This is a genomic window from Microbispora sp. NPDC004025, from assembly GCF_053604425.1.
Genome location: NZ_JBSGHN010000001.1, coordinates 323466 through 340222 on the forward strand (window position 1 = coordinate 323466; position 16757 = coordinate 340222).

The following is a 16757-nucleotide window of genomic DNA, read 5'->3' on the forward strand; positions in this document are numbered from 1 at the left end:
TAATCGACTAGGAGTCCGCTAGTCGTGCGGCGGACAAGCCGGGCAATACGCTACGGATCCAAATCCCGCGTCAGAGGAGCCATGGAATTCCGCCTGTTCGGTCCGCTCGAGGTCATCGACCCGGCCGGTCGCGTCATAGATCTCGGCACGCCGAAGCAGCGAGCGGTGCTGGCCATGCTCGCCCTGGAGCCGGGACGGGTCGTCTCGCTCGACCGCCTCATCGACGAGCTGTGGTCGGGTGAGGCGCCCTCCAGCGCCACCGGCACCCTGCAGGCGTACATCTCCCAGCTCCGCCGGGCGCTGGAGCCGGGGAGACCGCCGCGCACGCCGCCGAAGGTCCTGCTCACCCGCGAGCCGGGGTATCTGCTCGCCGTCGCCCCCGGACAGGTGGACCTGGTCCGCTTCGCCGCGCTCGCTGAGGACGGCCGCCGGTCGCTCGCCCGCGAGCCCGCCGCGGCGGCCGATCTGCTGCGCCGCGCGCTGGAGACCTGGCGGGGCGAACCGCTCGCCGAGTTCGCCGCGTACGAGTTCGCGCAGCCGGTCGTGGCGCGGCTGACGGAACTGCGGGCCTCGGCCACCGAGGACTGGTTCGAGGCCCGGCTGGCCACCGGTGAGAGCGGCTCGTGCGTGCCCGGCCTGGAGAGCGCGGTGGCCGGGCAGCCGTACCGGGAACGGTCGTGGGCGCTGCTCGTCCGGGCGCTCTACCGCGCGGGACGGCAGGCCGACGCGCTGGCCGCGCTGCGCAGGGTGCGCACGCTGCTCGCCGACGAGCTGGGCCTGGAGCCCGGCCCCGAGCTGCGGCGGCTGGAGCAGGCGGTGCTCGACCAGGAGCCCGGCCTCGACACGCCCCCGGTCGCCCCGGAGCACGGCACGGGCGGCATCCCCGGCTCCCCGGTGGTGCCCGGCGCCCCGATCGTCCCCGCTGTCCCGGTCGTCCCGGACGGCCGGACCGGACCGGCCGTGGCCGCCGGTTCGCCGGCGTCGGTCGCGCGTCCGGAGGCCGCGCCGACGTCCCACGCCGGCGGCCTGATCGCCAGGCGCGAGCAGCTTCATCGGGCCGCCGAGCGCCTCGCGTCGGCGCGGCGCGGGCGGGGCGGAGTGCTGCTCGTGTCCGGCGAGGCGGGCATCGGGAAGACCAGCCTCGCCGAGGCCGTCGCCGACGAGGCGTCGGCGCTGGGGATGGCGGTCGCCTGGGGCCGGTGCGCCGAGGACACCGGCGCGCCCGCCTTCTGGCCGTGGCTCCAGGTGCTGCGCGACCTCGTGCCGCCGGAGACCGGGCCGTACGGGCCCGCGTCGTACGGGCCCGCGTCGTACGTGGACGGGTCTGGCGGCGGACCGGACGTGGCCCGGGCCCTCGCGGCCCTGTCGGGGGTCGCGGAACCGGAGAGCGCGGACGCGCGGCAGGGGCTTTCCGGGCGCGGGTCTTCTGGACACGGGCTGCCGGAGCACGCGCCTGCGGCACACGGGCTTGCGGCGCACGGGCTCCCGGGACACAGCGCGGCGCTGTTCGCGCTGCACGAACGGGTGACGGGCGCGCTGGTCGCGGCCGGACCGGCGCTCGTCGTCCTGGACGACCTGCACTGGGCGGACGCCGCGTCGCTGCGGCTGCTGGCCTTCGCGGCCGGGGAGCTGCACCGCGCGCCGGTGCTGGTGCTGGCCACGATGCGGCCGGAGCCGGGAGGCGAGCCCGACCAGCTCCGCGAGACCCTGGCCGCGCTCGCCCGCGAACGCGGCGCGCAGCGCCTCACGCTGCCGCCGTTCACCCGGGAGGACGTGGCCGCCTACCTGGCCGGGCGCGACCTGCCGGACGCGCGGCTCGCCGCGGTGCTCTTCGAGCGGACCGGCGGCAACCCCTTCTATCTGGGCGAGCTGGTCAGGCTGCTGGACAGCGAACACCGCCTCGACGCGGCCTCCGCGGGCGTGCCCGAGGGCGTGCGCGAGGTGATCGGCCGCCGGGTGGCCCGCCTGCCCGAGGAGACCCGCGCGCTGCTCGGCGCGGCGGCCGTGCTCGGCCGCGAGGTGAGCCTCGACGTGCTGGAGGCCGCCTGCGACACCCCCGCGGAGGAGGTCATGGCGCTGCTCGAACCCGCCGTGGCCACCGGGCTGCTGGCCGAGGTCCCGGATGGCTTCGACTACCGGTTCTCCCACGCCCTCGTCCGCGACGCCCTGTACACCGATCTCGGCAGGGTGCGCCGGGCCCGGCTGCATCTGCGCACCGGCGAGGCCCTGGAGACGCTCGCGGGCATCGAGCCGTCGGTCCTCGCCCATCACTTCGGGATGGCGGCCAGGGCGGGCGGCGCGGCCAAGGCCGTGGAGTACGCGGTGCGCGCCGCCCGTCAGGCCACCGCCCAGTGCGCGTACGACGAGGCGGTCGATTGGTGGGGCAGGGCCCTGACCGCGCTCGGCCCGACGGACGCGGCCCGGCGCTGCGCCCTGCTCGTGCGCCATGGCGAGGCGCTGCGGGCCGTGGGGGACGTCGACCGGGCCAGGTCGGTGCTGGAGGAGGCGATCGCCCTGGCCGCCCCGATCGGGCGGCGGGCCACGCTGATCGAGGCCGTCACCGTGTTCGGCGGGCTGTCGGTGTGGAACTGGCGCCACTACGGCGTGGTGGACGAGCAGATGGTCGCGCTGCTCGAAGGGCTGCTGGCCGAACCGGCCGCCGGCGACTCGGAGCGGGCCACCCTGCTCGGCACCCTCGGGCTCGAGCTGTACTACTCGCCGCGCCGCGCGGAGGGGGAGCGGCTGGCGGCCGACGGCGTGCGGCTGGCCCGCCGCGTCGGCGACCCCCGGCTGCTGGCCCGCGCGCTCAACAACTACCTGATGGCCGCATGGGTGCCGGAGCGCGAGGAGGAACGCCGCCTCGCCGTCGAGGAGATGCTCGCCCTTCCCCTGGACGCGTCCGCCGAGGCCGTGGCCCGGATCTTCCGCATGGCAAGCCTGCTCAGGGCGGGCGAGCTGGACGAATGGGACCGTGACCTCGCCCACTGCCGGCGCCTGGTGGAGCTGGTCAGACGCCCTGAGCTGACCGGCATGGCGGGCATCGCCGAGGCCGCCGGCCGTACGCTCCGGGGCGACTGGGCCGAGGCCGAGCGGCTCGCCGCGGAGTTCACCGCGCTGATCGAGGGCTTCAGCATGTGGGGGCTCGACTATCCCGGCCTGATCACCCTCTACACCTGCAGGCGGGGCCAGGGCCGGGTGGCGGAGCTGGCCGACCGGCTCGTGTCCCGCGCCCACGACGCCGACATGGTGCCGCTGCGCCCCGTCGCCGTGCTCGCCGCGCTGGACGTCGGGGACACGGCTCTCGCCCGCAGGCTCGTCGAGCGGTGGGGCACGAGGGTTCCCCCGGACTGGACCGCCGAGTTCCTCACCGTCGTGTGGGGCCATGTCGCCGCCCGGCTCGGCACGCCCGATCCCGCCGCCCTGCTCCGGACGCTCTCGCCGTACGCGGGACGGCTCGTGGTGAGCGGCATGGGCGGCGCCGGATGGGGATCGACGCACATGGTCCTGGCCGAGCTGGCGGCCGCGACCGGCGAGCGCGGCCTCGCCCTGCGCCACGCGCGCCGGGCCCACGAGACCCACCTGCGCCTGGGGCTGGACCACTGGGCGGGGGAGAGCGCGCGTCTCCTCGCCGGACTGGAGTGAGCGGGCTGGACGGACGAGCCGCCGTCACCCGAGGACGGGGTGGTTTCCGAGGATCACGCCATGGGGGTCACGGCGGCGCTTGACCTCGCGCAGGCGGGCCAGGATCTCGGCCGGGAAGGCGCACGCCGCGGGCTCCCCGTGGCCGAGGAAGGTGAAGGGCTTGCGGCCGGTCGAGACCCCGGCCACCGCGTCCGCGACGGCCGACTGCCGCCGCCGGATCGCCTCCCGCATGCCGGGAGCCGCGAGCACGCCGAGCGTGCTCAGCAGGTAGGGCTCCGCGATGTGCCCGCAGGCTCCGCCCTTCTCGTCGACCTGGGCGAGCGCTCCGCCGAGGTGGCGGATCTGCACGTAGGCGAGCGGCGCGATGGTGCCGGGCCCGGCGGCGGCCAGCAGCGCCGCCGCGTCGGCGTCGCCCAGCCCGGTGAGCAGCTCGGAGCGCAGCAGGGCGGGCGTCGGGTCGGTCGGCTCAGCGCAGATGTCCGCCAGGTTCGCCACCGGCATCCGGCCGCGGGTGTCGAAGACAGGCCCGGGGATCCGGTCGAACCGGTGCAGCAGGGCCCGCGCCTCGTCCGGGTCGCCCAAATAGGTGACGTCGATCGTCACGGCCGACAGGCCGCGCAGCGGCTCGGGCAGTTCGGGCAGCGGCGGGAACCGCAGCAGCTGGAACCAGACCGTCAGCTCCTCGGGCGCCACGGCCGTGGTGGCGCGGAAGGCGGCCAGCACCTCCGCCGCGCGTTCGGCCGGCCACAGGATCCGCCCGCCGTACAGCACCCGCGCCGGGTGCAGGTCGAACTCCATCGCGGTCACCACCGCGAAGTCGCCCCCGCCGCCGCGCAGCGCCCAGAACAGCTCGGGGTCGCTGCCGGCCGTGACGGTCGTCTGCTCGCCCGAGGCGTCCACGACCTCGAACGCGCGCACGCTGTCGGCGGCGAAGCCGTACCTGCGCCCGAACCAGCTCAGGCCCCCGCCCAGGGTGAATCCGGTGGCGCTGACGACCCCCGTGCTGCCCGCCAGAGGCGTCAGCCCGTGCGCACCCGCCGCCGTGAGCACCTCGCTCCACGGGACGCCGGCCTCCACCCGGGCCACCCGTTCCGCCGGCCGTACGGTCAGGCCGCGCAGCGCACCCGTGCGCAGCAGGATCGCGTCGTCGAAGGACGCGGGGGCGTGCCCGTTCGGCTGGGTGGCGACGCGCAGCCCGGCGAGGTTCGCGTAGCCGACCACGGCCGCGACGTCGTGCGCGTCCCGCGCCTCGACGACCGCCGCGACCCGCTGGTCGACGGCCATGTCCCAGGGGCGCCTGCTCTCGTCGAAGCCCTCGTCGCCGCGCACCAGCACCCGGCCGCGCGCCACCCGGCGCAGATCGGCGCCGAGCGCCTTGATCTGGTCCATCTCTTCCCCTTCACATGGTGGGTTCCTCGTGCGGGACCACCGTGGGACACGGGGATCGGAGCGCGTATGAGCGCGGCTTGGAGACCGTCCAAGTCGCCCCCAAGTGGACCGTTCCGGTGGCGGTCGTCCCGGCTCTACGCTTGCCGCAGCGATTAGAGGGGTTTCGGTCATGAACACGCTGTCCTTCCGGCTGCTCGGCCCCTTCGAGGTCACCGGCGGCGACGGCCGCGTCATCGACCTCGGCCCGCGCAAGCAGCGCGCGGTGCTCGCCGTCCTCGCCCTGGAGCCCGGCAGGATCGTCTCCCTCGACCGGCTGATCGACGAGCTGTGGGCGGACGAGCCGCCCTCCAGCGCCACCGCGACGCTGCAGTCGTACGTCTCCAACCTGCGCAAGGTGCTCGAGCCGGGACGCAGGCCGCGCACGCCCCCCGCCGTGCTGCTCACGCGCGAGCCCGGCTACCTGCTGTCCGTCGCGCCCGGCCAGGTCGACCTCGTACGCTTCGTCTCCTGGGTGGAGGACGGCCGCAGGGCGCTCGCCCGGCGCGAGTACGCCGCGGTGCGCGCCTTCGTCGACCGGGCGCTGGAGACGTGGCGGGGCGAGCCGCTCGCCGAGTTCGCGGCCTACGAGTTCGTCCAGCCCGTCATCGCCCGTCTGACCGAGCTGCGGGCGGTGGCGGTCGAGGACCGGTTCGAGGCCAGGCTCGCCACGGGCGACGGGCCCTCGTGCGTCGCGGACCTGGAGCGGCTGGTCGAGGCGCACCCGTACCGCGAACGGCTGTGGAGCCTGCTCGTCCTCGCCCTCTACCGGTCGGGCAGGCAGACCGACGCGCTCGGTGCGTTGCGCCGGGTGCGCGCCCTGCTCGCCGAGGAGATGGGCCTGCAGCCCGGACCCGAGCTGCGGCGGCTGGAGCAGGCCGTGCTGGAGCAGTCGCCGTCCCTGGACGCGCCCGCGCCCCTGGGCACGCCCGCCGCCGAGCGGCCGGCCGCCGCCCTGACGGCGAAGGAGCCGTCCCTCCCGGCGCCCGAGCCGCCGCCGTCCGCGGCCCTCGTCGCGCGCAGGCACGAGCTCGCCCGCCTCGGCGACCGGCTCGGCGCCGTACGGCGGGGCCGCGGCGGCGTGCTGCTGGTGACCGGCGAGCCGGGGATCGGCAAGACCCGGCTGGCCCAGCTCGCCGCGGAGGAGGCCGAGGCGCGCGGCGTCGCGGTCGTCTGGGGCCGCTGCGTGGAGGCCGAGGCGGCGCCGCCGTTCTGGCCCTGGCTGCAGGCGCTGCGCGAGCTGGGGGAGCGGGGCCGGGCCGCGGCGCGGCTCCTCGCGGGCGAGGGCGGCGCCGCCGCCGATCCGGAGGCCGCGCTCTTCGAGCTGTACGAGGGCGTGCTGGCCGCGCTCGCCCGGCCGGGCACACCGACGCTGGTGGTGCTGGACGACCTCCACGCGGCGGACGCCGCCTCGCTGCGGCTGCTCGCCTTCCTCGCGGCCGAGCTGCACCGCAGGCCCGTGCTGGTGCTGGCCACCGTGCGGCCGGAGCCGGGCAGGGAGCCCGAGCGGCTGCGCGACACCCTCGCCGCCCTCACCCGTGAGCCCGGCACCGAGCGCCTCACCCTCGCGCCGTTCACCGCGGAGGAGGTCGCCGCGTTCCTGCGGCGGCACGACCTGACCGACCCGGCGCTCGCCGAGGTGCTCTATCGGCGCACCGGCGGCAACCCCTTCTACCTCGGCGAGCTGCTGCGGCTGCTGGGCAGTGAGCACCGGCTCGACGCCGCGTCGCTGGGTGTGCCCGAAGGCGTCATGGAGGTCATCGAGCGGAGGGTCGCGCGGCTGCCCGACCCCACGAGGGACCTGCTGCGCCGCGCCGCCGTCCTGGGCCGCGACGTCAGCCTCGACGTGCTGGAGGCGCTCACGGAAACCCACGCGGAGGAGGTGATGTCGCTGCTGGAGCCCGCCGTCGCCGTCGGCGTGCTCGCCGAGACGCCGGGAGGCTTCGACTACCGCTTCTCGCACGCGCTGGTGCGTGACGCGCTCTACGCCGGGCTCGGCCGCCTGGAGAAGGCCAGGCTCCACCTGAGCGTGGCGGAGGCCCTGGAGTCCCTGCCGACGGCGCCGCCCGGCGGCGACGGGGCGGCGCGCCTGCCCGTCCTCGCCCACCACTTCGCCATGGCCGCGCGGGTCGGGGGAGCGGACAAGGCCGTCGGCTACGCCGCCAGGGCGGCCAGGCAGGCGACGGCGCAGCGCGCGTACGACGAGGCGGTCGAGCTGTGGGACAAGGCGCTGCTCGCCCTCGGCGCGCGCGACCCGGCCAGGCGGTGCCGCCTGCTGATCGAGCTGGGCCGCTCGCTGCGCGTCGTCGGGGACGTCGTGCGGGCACGGGCGGCACTCGAGGAGGCCATCGGGCTGGCGGAGGGCGCGGGCGACCGGCCGGCCCTGGTGGAGGCAGTGGCGGTGTTCGGCACCCTCAGCGTCTGGAACTGGCGGCCGTACGGAGTGGTCGACGACCACACGGTCGCCCTCCTCGAGAACCTGCTGGCGGGTCCGCTGGACGACGCCCACCGGGCGGCGCTGCTCGGCACTCTCGGCATCGAGCTCAACTACGGGCCTCGCCGGGCCGAAGGCGAGGCGATGGTCGCGGAGGCCGTGCGGATCGCCCGCGGGATCGGCGATCCCGCCCTGCTCCTCCAGGTGCTCAACAACTACATGATCGCGTCCTGGGTGCCGGAGCGGGAGACCGAGCGCCGCCGCGCCACCGAGGAGATGCTCGCGGTGCCCGACCTGCCCGCCGCAGCCGAGATCGTGGCCCGGGTGCACCGGATGGCGTGCCTGTTCAGGGCGGGGGAGCTGGACGAATGGGACCGGGACCTGGCCCGCGCCGAGCACCTGCTGCAGGAGGTCAGCAGACCTGAGCTGACGGCCATGGTGCGCATCGCCCAGGCCGCCCGGCTGACCCTCGACGGCCGCTGGGACGAGGTCGAGCGCCTCGCCGGCGAGCTCGGCGAGGTCTTCGGCGACAGCAGCATGTGGGGCCTGGGCGTCGTGCGGCCGACCATGCTCTACGCCTGCCGGCGGGGACAGGGCAGGGTCGCCGAGATCCTCGACGAGGTCGTCACGGCGGCGTCGCAGCCGCACAACGACCCGCTGCGTCCCATAGCCGTGCTCGCGGCGCTCGACGTGGGCGATCGCGAGCTGGCCCGGAACCTGATCGCCCGATGGGGCACGACGATCCCCGACGACTGGTCGGGGGAGTTCGTCGCCGTCATCTGGTCGTACGTGTCGGCTCAGCTCGGCGTCCCCGACCCCTCGAACCTGTACGAGATGCTGGCGCCGTACGCGGACCGGCTGGCCCTGCACGGCAGCGGCACGGTCGGCTGGGGCTCCATCCATCAGGCGCTGGCGATGCTGTCGCTGGCGATGGGCGAGCGGGGGCGGGCCCGGGACCACGCGCGGCGTGCGCACGAGGTCCACGTCCGGCTCGGCCTTGATCACTGGGCGGAGGAGAGCGCGCGACTTGTGGCCCGACTTGGCACATAAGGGAGTGCGGCACTCCCCAGGGTCGTGTCACCATCGACGGAGGCGCCCGGGCCGGGAAGGCATCGGGGTGTCAGACTGTTCTGTCTAGTAGAGATGACATATATGCGAAACGAGCCCGAAGACCTCGCCATGGGCGATTACGAACTGGAAGAGCGCCAGGCGCTCCGCCGCGTAGCGGGTCTGTCGACAGAGCTCGAAGACATCACCGAAGTCGAATACCGGCAGCTCCGGCTGGAGCGCGTCGTCCTGGTGGGCGTCTGGGCGGGCGGCACCGCGCTGGACGCGGAGAACTCGCTGCAGGAGTTGAAGCTCCTGGCCGAGACCGCCGGTTCCCAGGTGCTGGAGGGTCTGATCCAGCGCCGCGACCGGCCCGACCCCGCCACCTACATCGGATCGGGCAAGGCGGTCGAGCTGCGCGACATCGTGGCCGCCAGCGGCGCCGACACCGTGATCTGCGACGGTGAGCTGACCCCAGGTCAGCTCCGCCAGCTCGAAGAGGTCGTGAAGGTCAAGGTCATCGACCGGACCGCACTGATCCTCGACATCTTCGCGCAGCACGCGAAGAGCCGCGAGGGTAAGGCGCAGGTCGAGCTGGCGCAGCTGCAGTACCTGCTGCCGCGCCTGCGAGGCTGGGGTGGCAACCTGTCGCGCCAGGTCGGCGGTCGCGCCGCGGGCGGCGTCGGCATCGGCGGCCGCGGCCCCGGTGAGACCAAGATCGAGCTGGACCGGCGGCGGATCCGCGAGCGGATGGCCAAGCTGCGGCGGCAGATCAAGGAGATGTCGACCGCCCGGCAGACCATGCGCCACCGCCGGCAGGCCCGCGACGTGCCCGCCGTGGCGATCGCCGGATACACCAACGCCGGCAAGTCGTCGCTGCTCAACCGGCTGACCGGCGCGGGTGTGCTCGTCGAGGACGCGTTGTTCGCCACCCTCGACCCCACCGTGCGCAAGGCGCGCACGCCCGAGGGCCGCCTGTTCACGCTGGCCGACACGGTCGGTTTCGTACGGCACCTGCCCCACCAGCTCGTCGAGGCGTTCCGCTCGACGCTGGAGGAGGTCGCCGACGCCGACCTGATCCTGCACGTGGTGGACGGGTCGCACCCCGACCCCGAGTCGCAGATCGCGGCCGTCCGGGAGGTGCTGTCCGAGATCGAGGGCGCGCGGGACATTCCGGAGATCATTGTCGTCAACAAGGCCGACGCCGCCGACCCGGTGGTGTTGGACCGGCTGACGATGAAGGAACGGCACAGCGCCGTCGTCTCCGCCCGCACCGGGGCCGGGATCGGCGAGCTGATGTCGATGATCGAGCGTGAGCTTCCCCGCCTCGACCACGAGGTCAGGATGCTGGTGCCGTACGACAGGGGCGACCTGATCGCGCGGGCGCACAGCGAGGGCGAGGTCCTGTCGCTCGAGCACACCGGCGACGGCACGGTCCTGCACGCCCGGGTCCTCGCGGACCTGTACGCGGAGCTGGACCGGGTGGCGAAGCCCGTCGAGACCGTCTGACACCTGCCATCGGCGGGTCACCTTCCGCGTGTCGGTGGCCCGCCAAGGGTTGCCCTTGCTACGATAAGGAAAGCCTAATGGGACCTTATTGTGTGGGTAACAACATGACTCCAGGCAGTGCGGTCACCCTATCCGAGGCGTTCGCGGCCATTGGATCGACGTCGTCGATCCCGATCCCGCCGCAGCGTGTGAGACGACTGATGCGCGGCGATGCGCATGATACCGCGCGGGTTTCTGTCGCTAACCCTGTACATCCAGCCCGCCTGTGAAATACCGTAACTGAACTGAATCGCCCGGGTTCGAGATCCCGGCGGTAGGGTCATCGCACAACATCGGTGCGCGATGAGGCAGGAGACCCCCCAATGACGTCCGGACGCGCAGCGGACCCGGCGGGCCAGGCGCCCGCAGGCGGGGGCCGTTCGCCGTCCACGGATGTTGCGCAGGTGGTCGCATGACCGTTCGCCTTCTCACCAACATCGGCCGGCTCTGGACCGGGCACGATGTGTGCAGCAACGCCGCGATCCTGGTGCACAACGACCGGATCGCGTGGGTCGGCCGCGCCGCCGACCTTCCCCAGAGCGTTCCCGGAGTCGTGGACGACATCGTCGACGTCGACCATGTGGAGAACCTCGGCGGAGCGCTCGTCACGCCCGGCCTCATCGACGCGCACACCCATCCCGTGTACGCCGGCAACCGGTACGCCGAGATGGCGATGCGGTCCGGCGGCTCCAGTGCCTCGGCCATCGCCGCGGCGGGCGGCGGCATCGGCTCGACCGTCACCGTGACGCGCGGCACCGATCCCTGGACCCTGTGCAACGGCGTCCGTGAGCGGTTGCGCGAGTGGCTGCTCGGCGGTACGACGACCGTCGAGGCCAAGACCGGCTACCACCTGACCCGCGACGGCGAGCTGGCCGACGTGCGGCTGCTGCGCGAGCTCGAGAAAGAGCCGATGATGCCGCGGGTCCACGTCACCTTCCTGGCCGCCCACGTGGTGCCGCCCGAATACTTCGGCCGCCAGCGCGACTACGTCGAGGCCGTGGCCTCCTGGTGCGCGGACGCCGCCGGCGCCGGGGCCGACAGCGTGGACGTCTACTGCGACGACGGCCACTTCACCGCGGAGGAGGCCCGCTGGGTGCTGGCCTCCGGCCGCAACGTCGGGCTGCTGCCGCGCATCCACGCGGGCGCCTACAACCGGCGCGGCGCCGTCCAGCTCGCGGCCGAGATGGGCTGCGCCTCCGCCGACCTGCTCCACCACGCCTCGGACGAGGACATCGCGATGATGGCGAGGTACGGCGTGCCCGCCGTCGTCTGCCCCGGCGCCGCGCTGCAGGTGGGCCACCTCCCGCCGGTGCGCCGGATGCTGGCCCAGGGCGTCCCGATCGCGCTCGGCAGCGACCACAACCCCGGCCACTGCGGCATCACCTCGATGTCCCTGGTCATCAGCCTGGCGGTGGCGGCGTTCGGCATGAGCGTCGGAGACGCCCTGCGGGCCGCGACCCTCGGCGGCGCCCAGGTCCTCGGCGCTCCCGACCGCGGCATCCTCGCGCCCGGGCGTCTCGCCGACATCGTCCAGTGGGACGCCGACCACGAGGGCGCGTTCGCCTGGTCGTTCGGCCTCAAGCCGCGCCGGGTCTGGCGGGGCGGCGTCCCGGTCCAGTGACGGCCCCCGATCGCCCCTCGCCCGGCTTCGCGGGGCGGCGGTCGTGAATCGCGCCGTACGCCGCGCGCCGTTCGCGGTGAGGCCGCGGCACGCGGTTCCGCGGGATTTCGGTGCGTGCCGGCGGGGCCGAGTTTCACAGAGAGGTTGCCGGGCGATCAGTGCTGGGTAATCTCGCGATATGTCACCATCTGTCGCTGTCGTCACCGATTCCACGGCGTACCTAGGTGCCGAGGCGACCGGCAGGTGGAACATCACCGTCGTACCGGTTCAGGTGCTCCTCGGCAATCGCGAGATCGACGACGTGACCCCGTTCGACGCCGGTCTTCTCACGCACGCTCTCAAGGACCGGTCGCCGATCGTCACCTCGCGCCCGGCCCCCGAGCGCTTCGCGGACGCCTATCGCCGGGCCGCGGCGAACGGCGCCGCCGCGATCGTGTCCGTACACCTGTCCGGCGCGTTGTCCGGCACCGCCGACTCCGCGCGTCTCGCCGCGGGTGAATCCTCCGTTCCGGTCGAGGTCGTCGACAGCGGGTCGGTGGCCATGGGGCTCGGCTTCGCCGTGCTGGCCGCCGCGCGGGCGGCCACGGCGGGAGCCGCGGCCGCCGAGGTGGCCGGCGTGGCCCGGCGGCGGGCCGCTTCCACCAGCACGTTCTTCTACGTCGAGACGCTCGACTACCTGCGTCACGGCGGCCGCATCGGCCGCGTGACCAATCTCCTGGGGTCGGCGCTGTCGATCAAACCGCTGCTGCGTATGGCGGACGGCGAGATCGGCGTGCTGGAGAAGGTGCGCACCGCGAGCCGCGCCCTCGCCCGCCTGGAGGACCTGGCCGTCGAGGCAGCCGGGGACCGGCCGGTCGACGTGGCCGTGCAGCACCTGATGGCGGCCGAGCGGGCCGAGGCGCTCACGAAGGAACTGACGGCGCGGCTGCCCAGGCTCGTACGGCTGTGGGTGGCCGAGATCGGGCCGGTCCTCGGCGCCCACGTCGGCCCCGGAATGCTCGGGGTCACCGTCGCCCCCGTGGATTGATCCTCCGCCGTGCGGTGAAGTGCGGCCGGGCGAGACGGTGCCGTTCGGCGCCGGCCGCGCCTCTACGGCGCGGGGGTGATTCGACGGCCGCGGGTTGTCCACAGAATCACGTTCGGGAGCGGATCGGGCCACGGCAGGTGCCTACCGTCCGTTGCGTGCGAAGCAAGGAGTCTCGTGGGGCCGTACGCGGTGCCGTCGTCGGCGAGTCCCGCCTGCGCGGGCTGCTGCGACCACTCGATCCGGTGCCCCCGTCCGTCCGCCTGCGGTCGACGCCGACCCCGCCCGGACCGCCACCGTCGTTCGGCGCGCCCCACGTCGTCCGTACGGAGGCCCGTCCGCCGGACCATCCGCCGGACAAGGCGGAGAAGGATCCGTACCGGCAGGCTTCGGACCTGTCGGAGGAGGCCGCCGATCGGTGGGAAGTCCGCGCGGACCGGCCGGGGACGCCCCCGCGGGACACGCGGATGCTCGGACGGCTGGCTTTCGGACGGGCGGCCCTCGGTCGCGCCCTGCCACGGCTCGACCCGGGCATGCCCGGGCTCCGGGCGCTGGTTGCCGCCGGGCTTCTGGCCGCTATCGTCACCGGGATCCTGGCCTGGCGGTCGAGGCCGGTGGCGGAGCCGATCGCCCCGCCGATCCCGGCCGCCGCGGTTCAGGACCTCCGTCCCGCCGCCGACTCCGCGGGCGGCCCCGGGGCTGCGCCGGGTCCGGCGTCCCACGCGAGGCCGGACCCCGCCGACGGCGCCGGGCCGGGCGCGACGGCGTACGTCGCGGGTTCTGCCGGAGCCGTGGCCGCCACACCCGGCTCGCCGGCGCGGGTCGTGGTGTATGTGACGGGCAAGGTCCGCGATCCGGGGGTGTACGTCCTCGCGTCCGGCTCGCGGGTCGCGGACGCGATCGAGGCCGCGGGTGGTCTCCGGAAGGGTGCGAAGCCGGGCGGTATCAACCTGGCGCGGCGCTTGACGGACGGGGAGCAGATCGTCGCCGGAAGCCCGGTGACGGCCGGGATGGGCCCCGCCTCGGGCGCCGCCCCGGGATCGGCGCCGGGGATGCCGGGAGCCGGGGTGGTCAACCTCAACACCGCCACGGCCGAGCAACTGGACGCGCTGCCCGGGATCGGCGGCGTGATCGCGCAGCGGATCGTCGACTACCGGGACGCCCACGGGGGTTTCCAGAGCGTCGACCAGTTGAAGGAGGTCCCCGGCATCGGAGACAGGAAGTTCGCCGAGATGCGCGACAAGGTCTCCGTGTGACCGCCGCCGGCCATCACGAGAGCGGGCGGGGCGAGCCGGCTGCCGGAACCGGCCATGAGCCGGGGCGCGATGACCAGGGGCGCGAGGAGCCGGGGCGCGAGGAGCCGGGGCGCGAGGAGCAGGGGCGTGGCAGGACGGGGCCCGGCCCGGCGGCACTGGCCGCTCCAGCGATGGCTGCCTGGCTCACCGCGCTCGTGGTGCTGGGCTGCCCCGCCGTCGCCGGAGCCGCCGTGGCGCTGGCCGCCGCCGTGGCGGGCGTCGTCACGTGGGCGGTGGCGCGGCGGCCGCGGAATCACGACGCCGAGCGGGACCGTGACGTCGAGCGGAGCCGCAGCGTCGAGCATGGCCGTGCGGCCGAGCGGCGTGGGGACGGGACCGGCGAGACGGGCTCACGGACCGAAGGGGGACATGCCGGCGAGTTCGCCGGTCCAGCGGGAGCGCCGGGGGCCGCCGCCAGGATCGCGATGGCGGTGCTCGCGGCCGTGGCCGTGACGGCCGCGGTCGCGGCGTTCACGGTTCTCAAGGTGACGACCGGACCCGTGCCGGACCTGGCCGGCCGGGGCGCCACGGTGACCGCCGAGGCGGAGATCAGCGACGACCCGCGCATCCGGCCGCACCAGGGCGGGGTGGCCCGGCGGGAGACGGCGGTCGTCCGGGCCCGGCTGCTGCTGGTGTCGGCCGCCCGGGAGCGATACGCCGTGGACGTGCCCGTCGTGCTGATCGGTCCCGCGGAAGGATGGCGTCCGCTGCTGCCCAGCCAGCGGGTCAGGGTACGCGGGCGGTTCAGCCCGGCGGAGCAGGGTGAACCGGTCGCGGCGGTGATGCTCGTCCGGGGGGCGCCCGAGCCGATCGGCGCGCCCTCGGCCGTGCAACGGGCCGCCGGAGCGCTGCGCGCCGGTCTGCGCGAGGCGAGCGACGTGCTGCCGGACGACCAGCGCGGGCTGCTGCCCGGCCTGGTCGTCGGCGACGTGTCGCGCCTGGACGAGGAGGTGCGGCTCGACCTGGCGACGGCGGGGCTCGGCCATCTCACCGCAGTATCGGGCGCGAATCCTGGTTGTCAACAGTTCTATGCATGTAGGCTTCCCGGCCATGGACGCCGTGATTCTGGACACCCCCCGCGTGGACGCCGTGATCTACGACCGGGTCAGCAAGCTCAACCAGCGCTCCGTCGCCGATCAGGAGAAGCTCAACCGCGCCGCATGCGCCGCCAATGGGTGGAACATCGCCGCCGTCTACGCTGACGACGGCATCAGCGCGAGCCGCTTCGCCCGTAAGGAGCGCGAGGACTGGCCCCAGCTCGTCGCCGAACTCGACGCTGGCCGGTACGGCGTGCTCGTCATGTGGGAAAGCAGCCGCGGCGACCGGAAGGCAGGAGAGTGGCTCGACTTCCTCGACATCTGCCGCGACCGCGCCGTGCTGATCCACATCACCAGTCACGGCCGAACCTACGACGTGCGCATCGCCCGCGACTGGCGCAGCCTCGCCGAGGACGGCGTCGACTCCGCGTACGAGAGCGAGAAGACTCGCGACCGCATTCTGCGGACGACGGCGTCCACTGCGGCGGCCGGAAAGCCGCACGGAAAGATCCTTTATGGGTATCGGCGGGAGTACGACGCGCGCACGGGCGCGCTGTCCGCGCAGCTGCTCGACGAGACGCCGCGGGCTGCCATCGCCGGCGGGTGCGTGACGCCCCTGACCGGACCGCTGCCGGTCACCTGGTACACGCCCGTGGAGGTGATCCGGGAGGCTGCCCGCATGGTGCTCGCCGGGCACAGCCTGATCAAGATCGCCACCGTGCTCAACCGGCGGGGCATTCCCACTCCGCGCCGCGCCTTGCTCGGGTGGAGGCCCGAACAGGTCAAGGAGCAGGTCACCAACCCCGGCTACATCGCCCGGCGGGTCCACCGGGGCAAGGACGTCGGCCCGGCGACGTGGCCGGCGATCCTGGACGAGCGGGACTTCTACACCTGCCTCGCGCGGTTGACGGACCCGGCGCGGAAGATCCAGAGGGACCCGGCGATCAAGCACTTGCTGTCCGGGATCGCCGAGTGCGGGGTGTGCCATGCGCTGATGCGAGTAGTCAAGAACCGCGGCGCGCTGTCGTACTCGTGTTGGCGGCGCGCGCCCGGAACCGGGGCCGGTAGTGCGTTTCATGTCGCCCGCTTGGAATGGCGTCTGAACACCTTGGTGGAGGACGTCATCGTCGCCCGCCTGGTGCGTTTGGACGCCGAACCGATCTGGGCAGCGGACGATCAGCCGGACCAGTTGCGGAATCTGCTGGAGGAGATCGACGCCAAGACCAAGCGGCTGGATGCCTTCTACATCAAGGCCGCCGCTGGGGAACTGTCCGACGTCGGCCTCGCGAAGATCGAGGCCATGATGCTGCCGGAGATCGAGCGGCTGAAACAACGGGCCAAGTCCATCCGTTCGATCCCGGCGGTGGACGACTTGGTGCACCCCGACCGGGAGGTGGTCGCAGCCCGGTGGGCCGCCCTCGATATGCCCCGCAAGCGGGAGGTGATCCGCGCGCTGATCCAGAAGATCGAGGTGCTGCCCGTCGGGAAGGGACGGCGGAACTACAACGACTGGGACCCCGACGTCACGCGCATCACCTGGCGCGGCATGCAGGACCCGGGGTCGGACCCGCTCGCAGTGGTGGAACAGCAGGCGGGCGAGTGATGACCGCCACCGTCTACCGGTTCTTCGACGAAGCCGGGATATTGCTCTACGTCGGGATCAGCGAGTCCCCGCTTGGGCACG

At 74.0% G+C, this 16757-nt stretch carries 9 protein-coding genes; 8 read left to right on the forward strand and 1 reads right to left on the reverse strand.

All coding sequences use genetic code 11. The features are described 5' to 3' along the window. The first annotated feature begins 81 nt into the window (after positions 1-81). Positions 82-3642 carry a BTAD domain-containing putative transcriptional regulator gene (locus ACWEQG_RS01400; RefSeq protein ID WP_452280688.1) on the forward strand — a complete coding sequence of 1187 codons (3561 nt, stop codon included), beginning with the start codon at positions 82-84 and terminating at the stop codon, positions 3640-3642. A 24-nt stretch (positions 3643-3666) separates the two neighbouring features. Here the strand turns inward: ACWEQG_RS01400 and ACWEQG_RS01405 are convergent, their stop codons facing one another. Continuing rightward, positions 3667-5031: an FAD-binding oxidoreductase gene (locus ACWEQG_RS01405; RefSeq protein WP_452280690.1), complete on the reverse strand. Its 1365-nt coding sequence runs from the start codon at positions 5029-5031 to the stop codon at positions 3667-3669. Between the two features lie 169 nt (positions 5032-5200). Between ACWEQG_RS01405 and ACWEQG_RS01410 the strand changes: the two genes are divergently transcribed. The 7 genes from ACWEQG_RS01410 to ACWEQG_RS01440 all read left to right on the forward strand — a co-directional run bounded on the left by ACWEQG_RS01410 (position 5201) and on the right by ACWEQG_RS01440 (position 16676). Beyond that, positions 5201-8551 (forward strand): BTAD domain-containing putative transcriptional regulator, encoded by a 3351-nt coding sequence (locus ACWEQG_RS01410; RefSeq protein ID WP_452280692.1) that lies wholly within the window; start codon positions 5201-5203, stop codon positions 8549-8551. A 102-nt stretch (positions 8552-8653) separates the two neighbouring features. Next, positions 8654-10057 (forward strand): GTPase HflX, encoded by a 1404-nt coding sequence (gene hflX, locus ACWEQG_RS01415; protein WP_452280694.1) that lies wholly within the window; start codon positions 8654-8656, stop codon positions 10055-10057. Between the two features lie 451 nt (positions 10058-10508). After that, positions 10509-11717 carry an imidazolonepropionase gene (gene hutI / locus ACWEQG_RS01420; RefSeq protein WP_363471851.1) on the forward strand — a complete coding sequence of 403 codons (1209 nt, stop codon included), beginning with the start codon at positions 10509-10511 and terminating at the stop codon, positions 11715-11717. A 178-nt stretch (positions 11718-11895) separates the two neighbouring features. Continuing rightward, positions 11896-12744 carry a DegV family protein gene (locus tag ACWEQG_RS01425; RefSeq protein ID WP_452280696.1) on the forward strand — a complete coding sequence of 283 codons (849 nt, stop codon included), beginning with the start codon at positions 11896-11898 and terminating at the stop codon, positions 12742-12744. A 155-nt stretch (positions 12745-12899) separates the two neighbouring features. Next, entirely contained in the window at positions 12900-13997 is a 1098-nt protein-coding gene (locus ACWEQG_RS01430; protein WP_452280698.1) for a helix-hairpin-helix domain-containing protein, read from the forward strand. A 170-nt stretch (positions 13998-14167) separates the two neighbouring features. After that, complete coding sequence (locus tag ACWEQG_RS01435) at positions 14168-15238, forward strand: hypothetical protein (RefSeq protein ID WP_452280700.1); 1071 nt, start codon at positions 14168-14170, stop codon at positions 15236-15238. Then, complete coding sequence (locus ACWEQG_RS01440) at positions 15126-16676, forward strand: recombinase family protein (RefSeq protein WP_452281647.1); 1551 nt, start codon at positions 15126-15128, stop codon at positions 16674-16676. The genes ACWEQG_RS01435 and ACWEQG_RS01440 overlap by 113 nt, the downstream gene beginning before the upstream one ends. Positions 16677-16757: the final 81 nt, after the last annotated feature.

Excerpts from the sequence above, each read along its gene's own strand:
- ACWEQG_RS01400 (WP_452280688.1), top strand. The coding sequence starts at position 82 with ATGGAATTCCGCCTGTTCGGTCCGCTCGAGGTCATCGACCCGGCCGGT.
- ACWEQG_RS01405 (WP_452280690.1), bottom strand. The coding sequence starts at position 5,031 with ATGGACCAGATCAAGGCGCTCGGCGCCGATCTGCGCCGGGTGGCGCGC.
- ACWEQG_RS01410 (WP_452280692.1), top strand. The coding sequence starts at position 5,201 with ATGAACACGCTGTCCTTCCGGCTGCTCGGCCCCTTCGAGGTCACCGGC.
- hflX (WP_452280694.1), top strand. The coding sequence starts at position 8,654 with ATGCGAAACGAGCCCGAAGACCTCGCCATGGGCGATTACGAACTGGAA.
- hutI (WP_363471851.1), top strand. The coding sequence starts at position 10,509 with ATGACCGTTCGCCTTCTCACCAACATCGGCCGGCTCTGGACCGGGCAC.
- ACWEQG_RS01425 (WP_452280696.1), top strand. The coding sequence starts at position 11,896 with ATGTCACCATCTGTCGCTGTCGTCACCGATTCCACGGCGTACCTAGGT.
- ACWEQG_RS01435 (WP_452280700.1), top strand. The coding sequence starts at position 14,168 with ATGGCTGCCTGGCTCACCGCGCTCGTGGTGCTGGGCTGCCCCGCCGTC.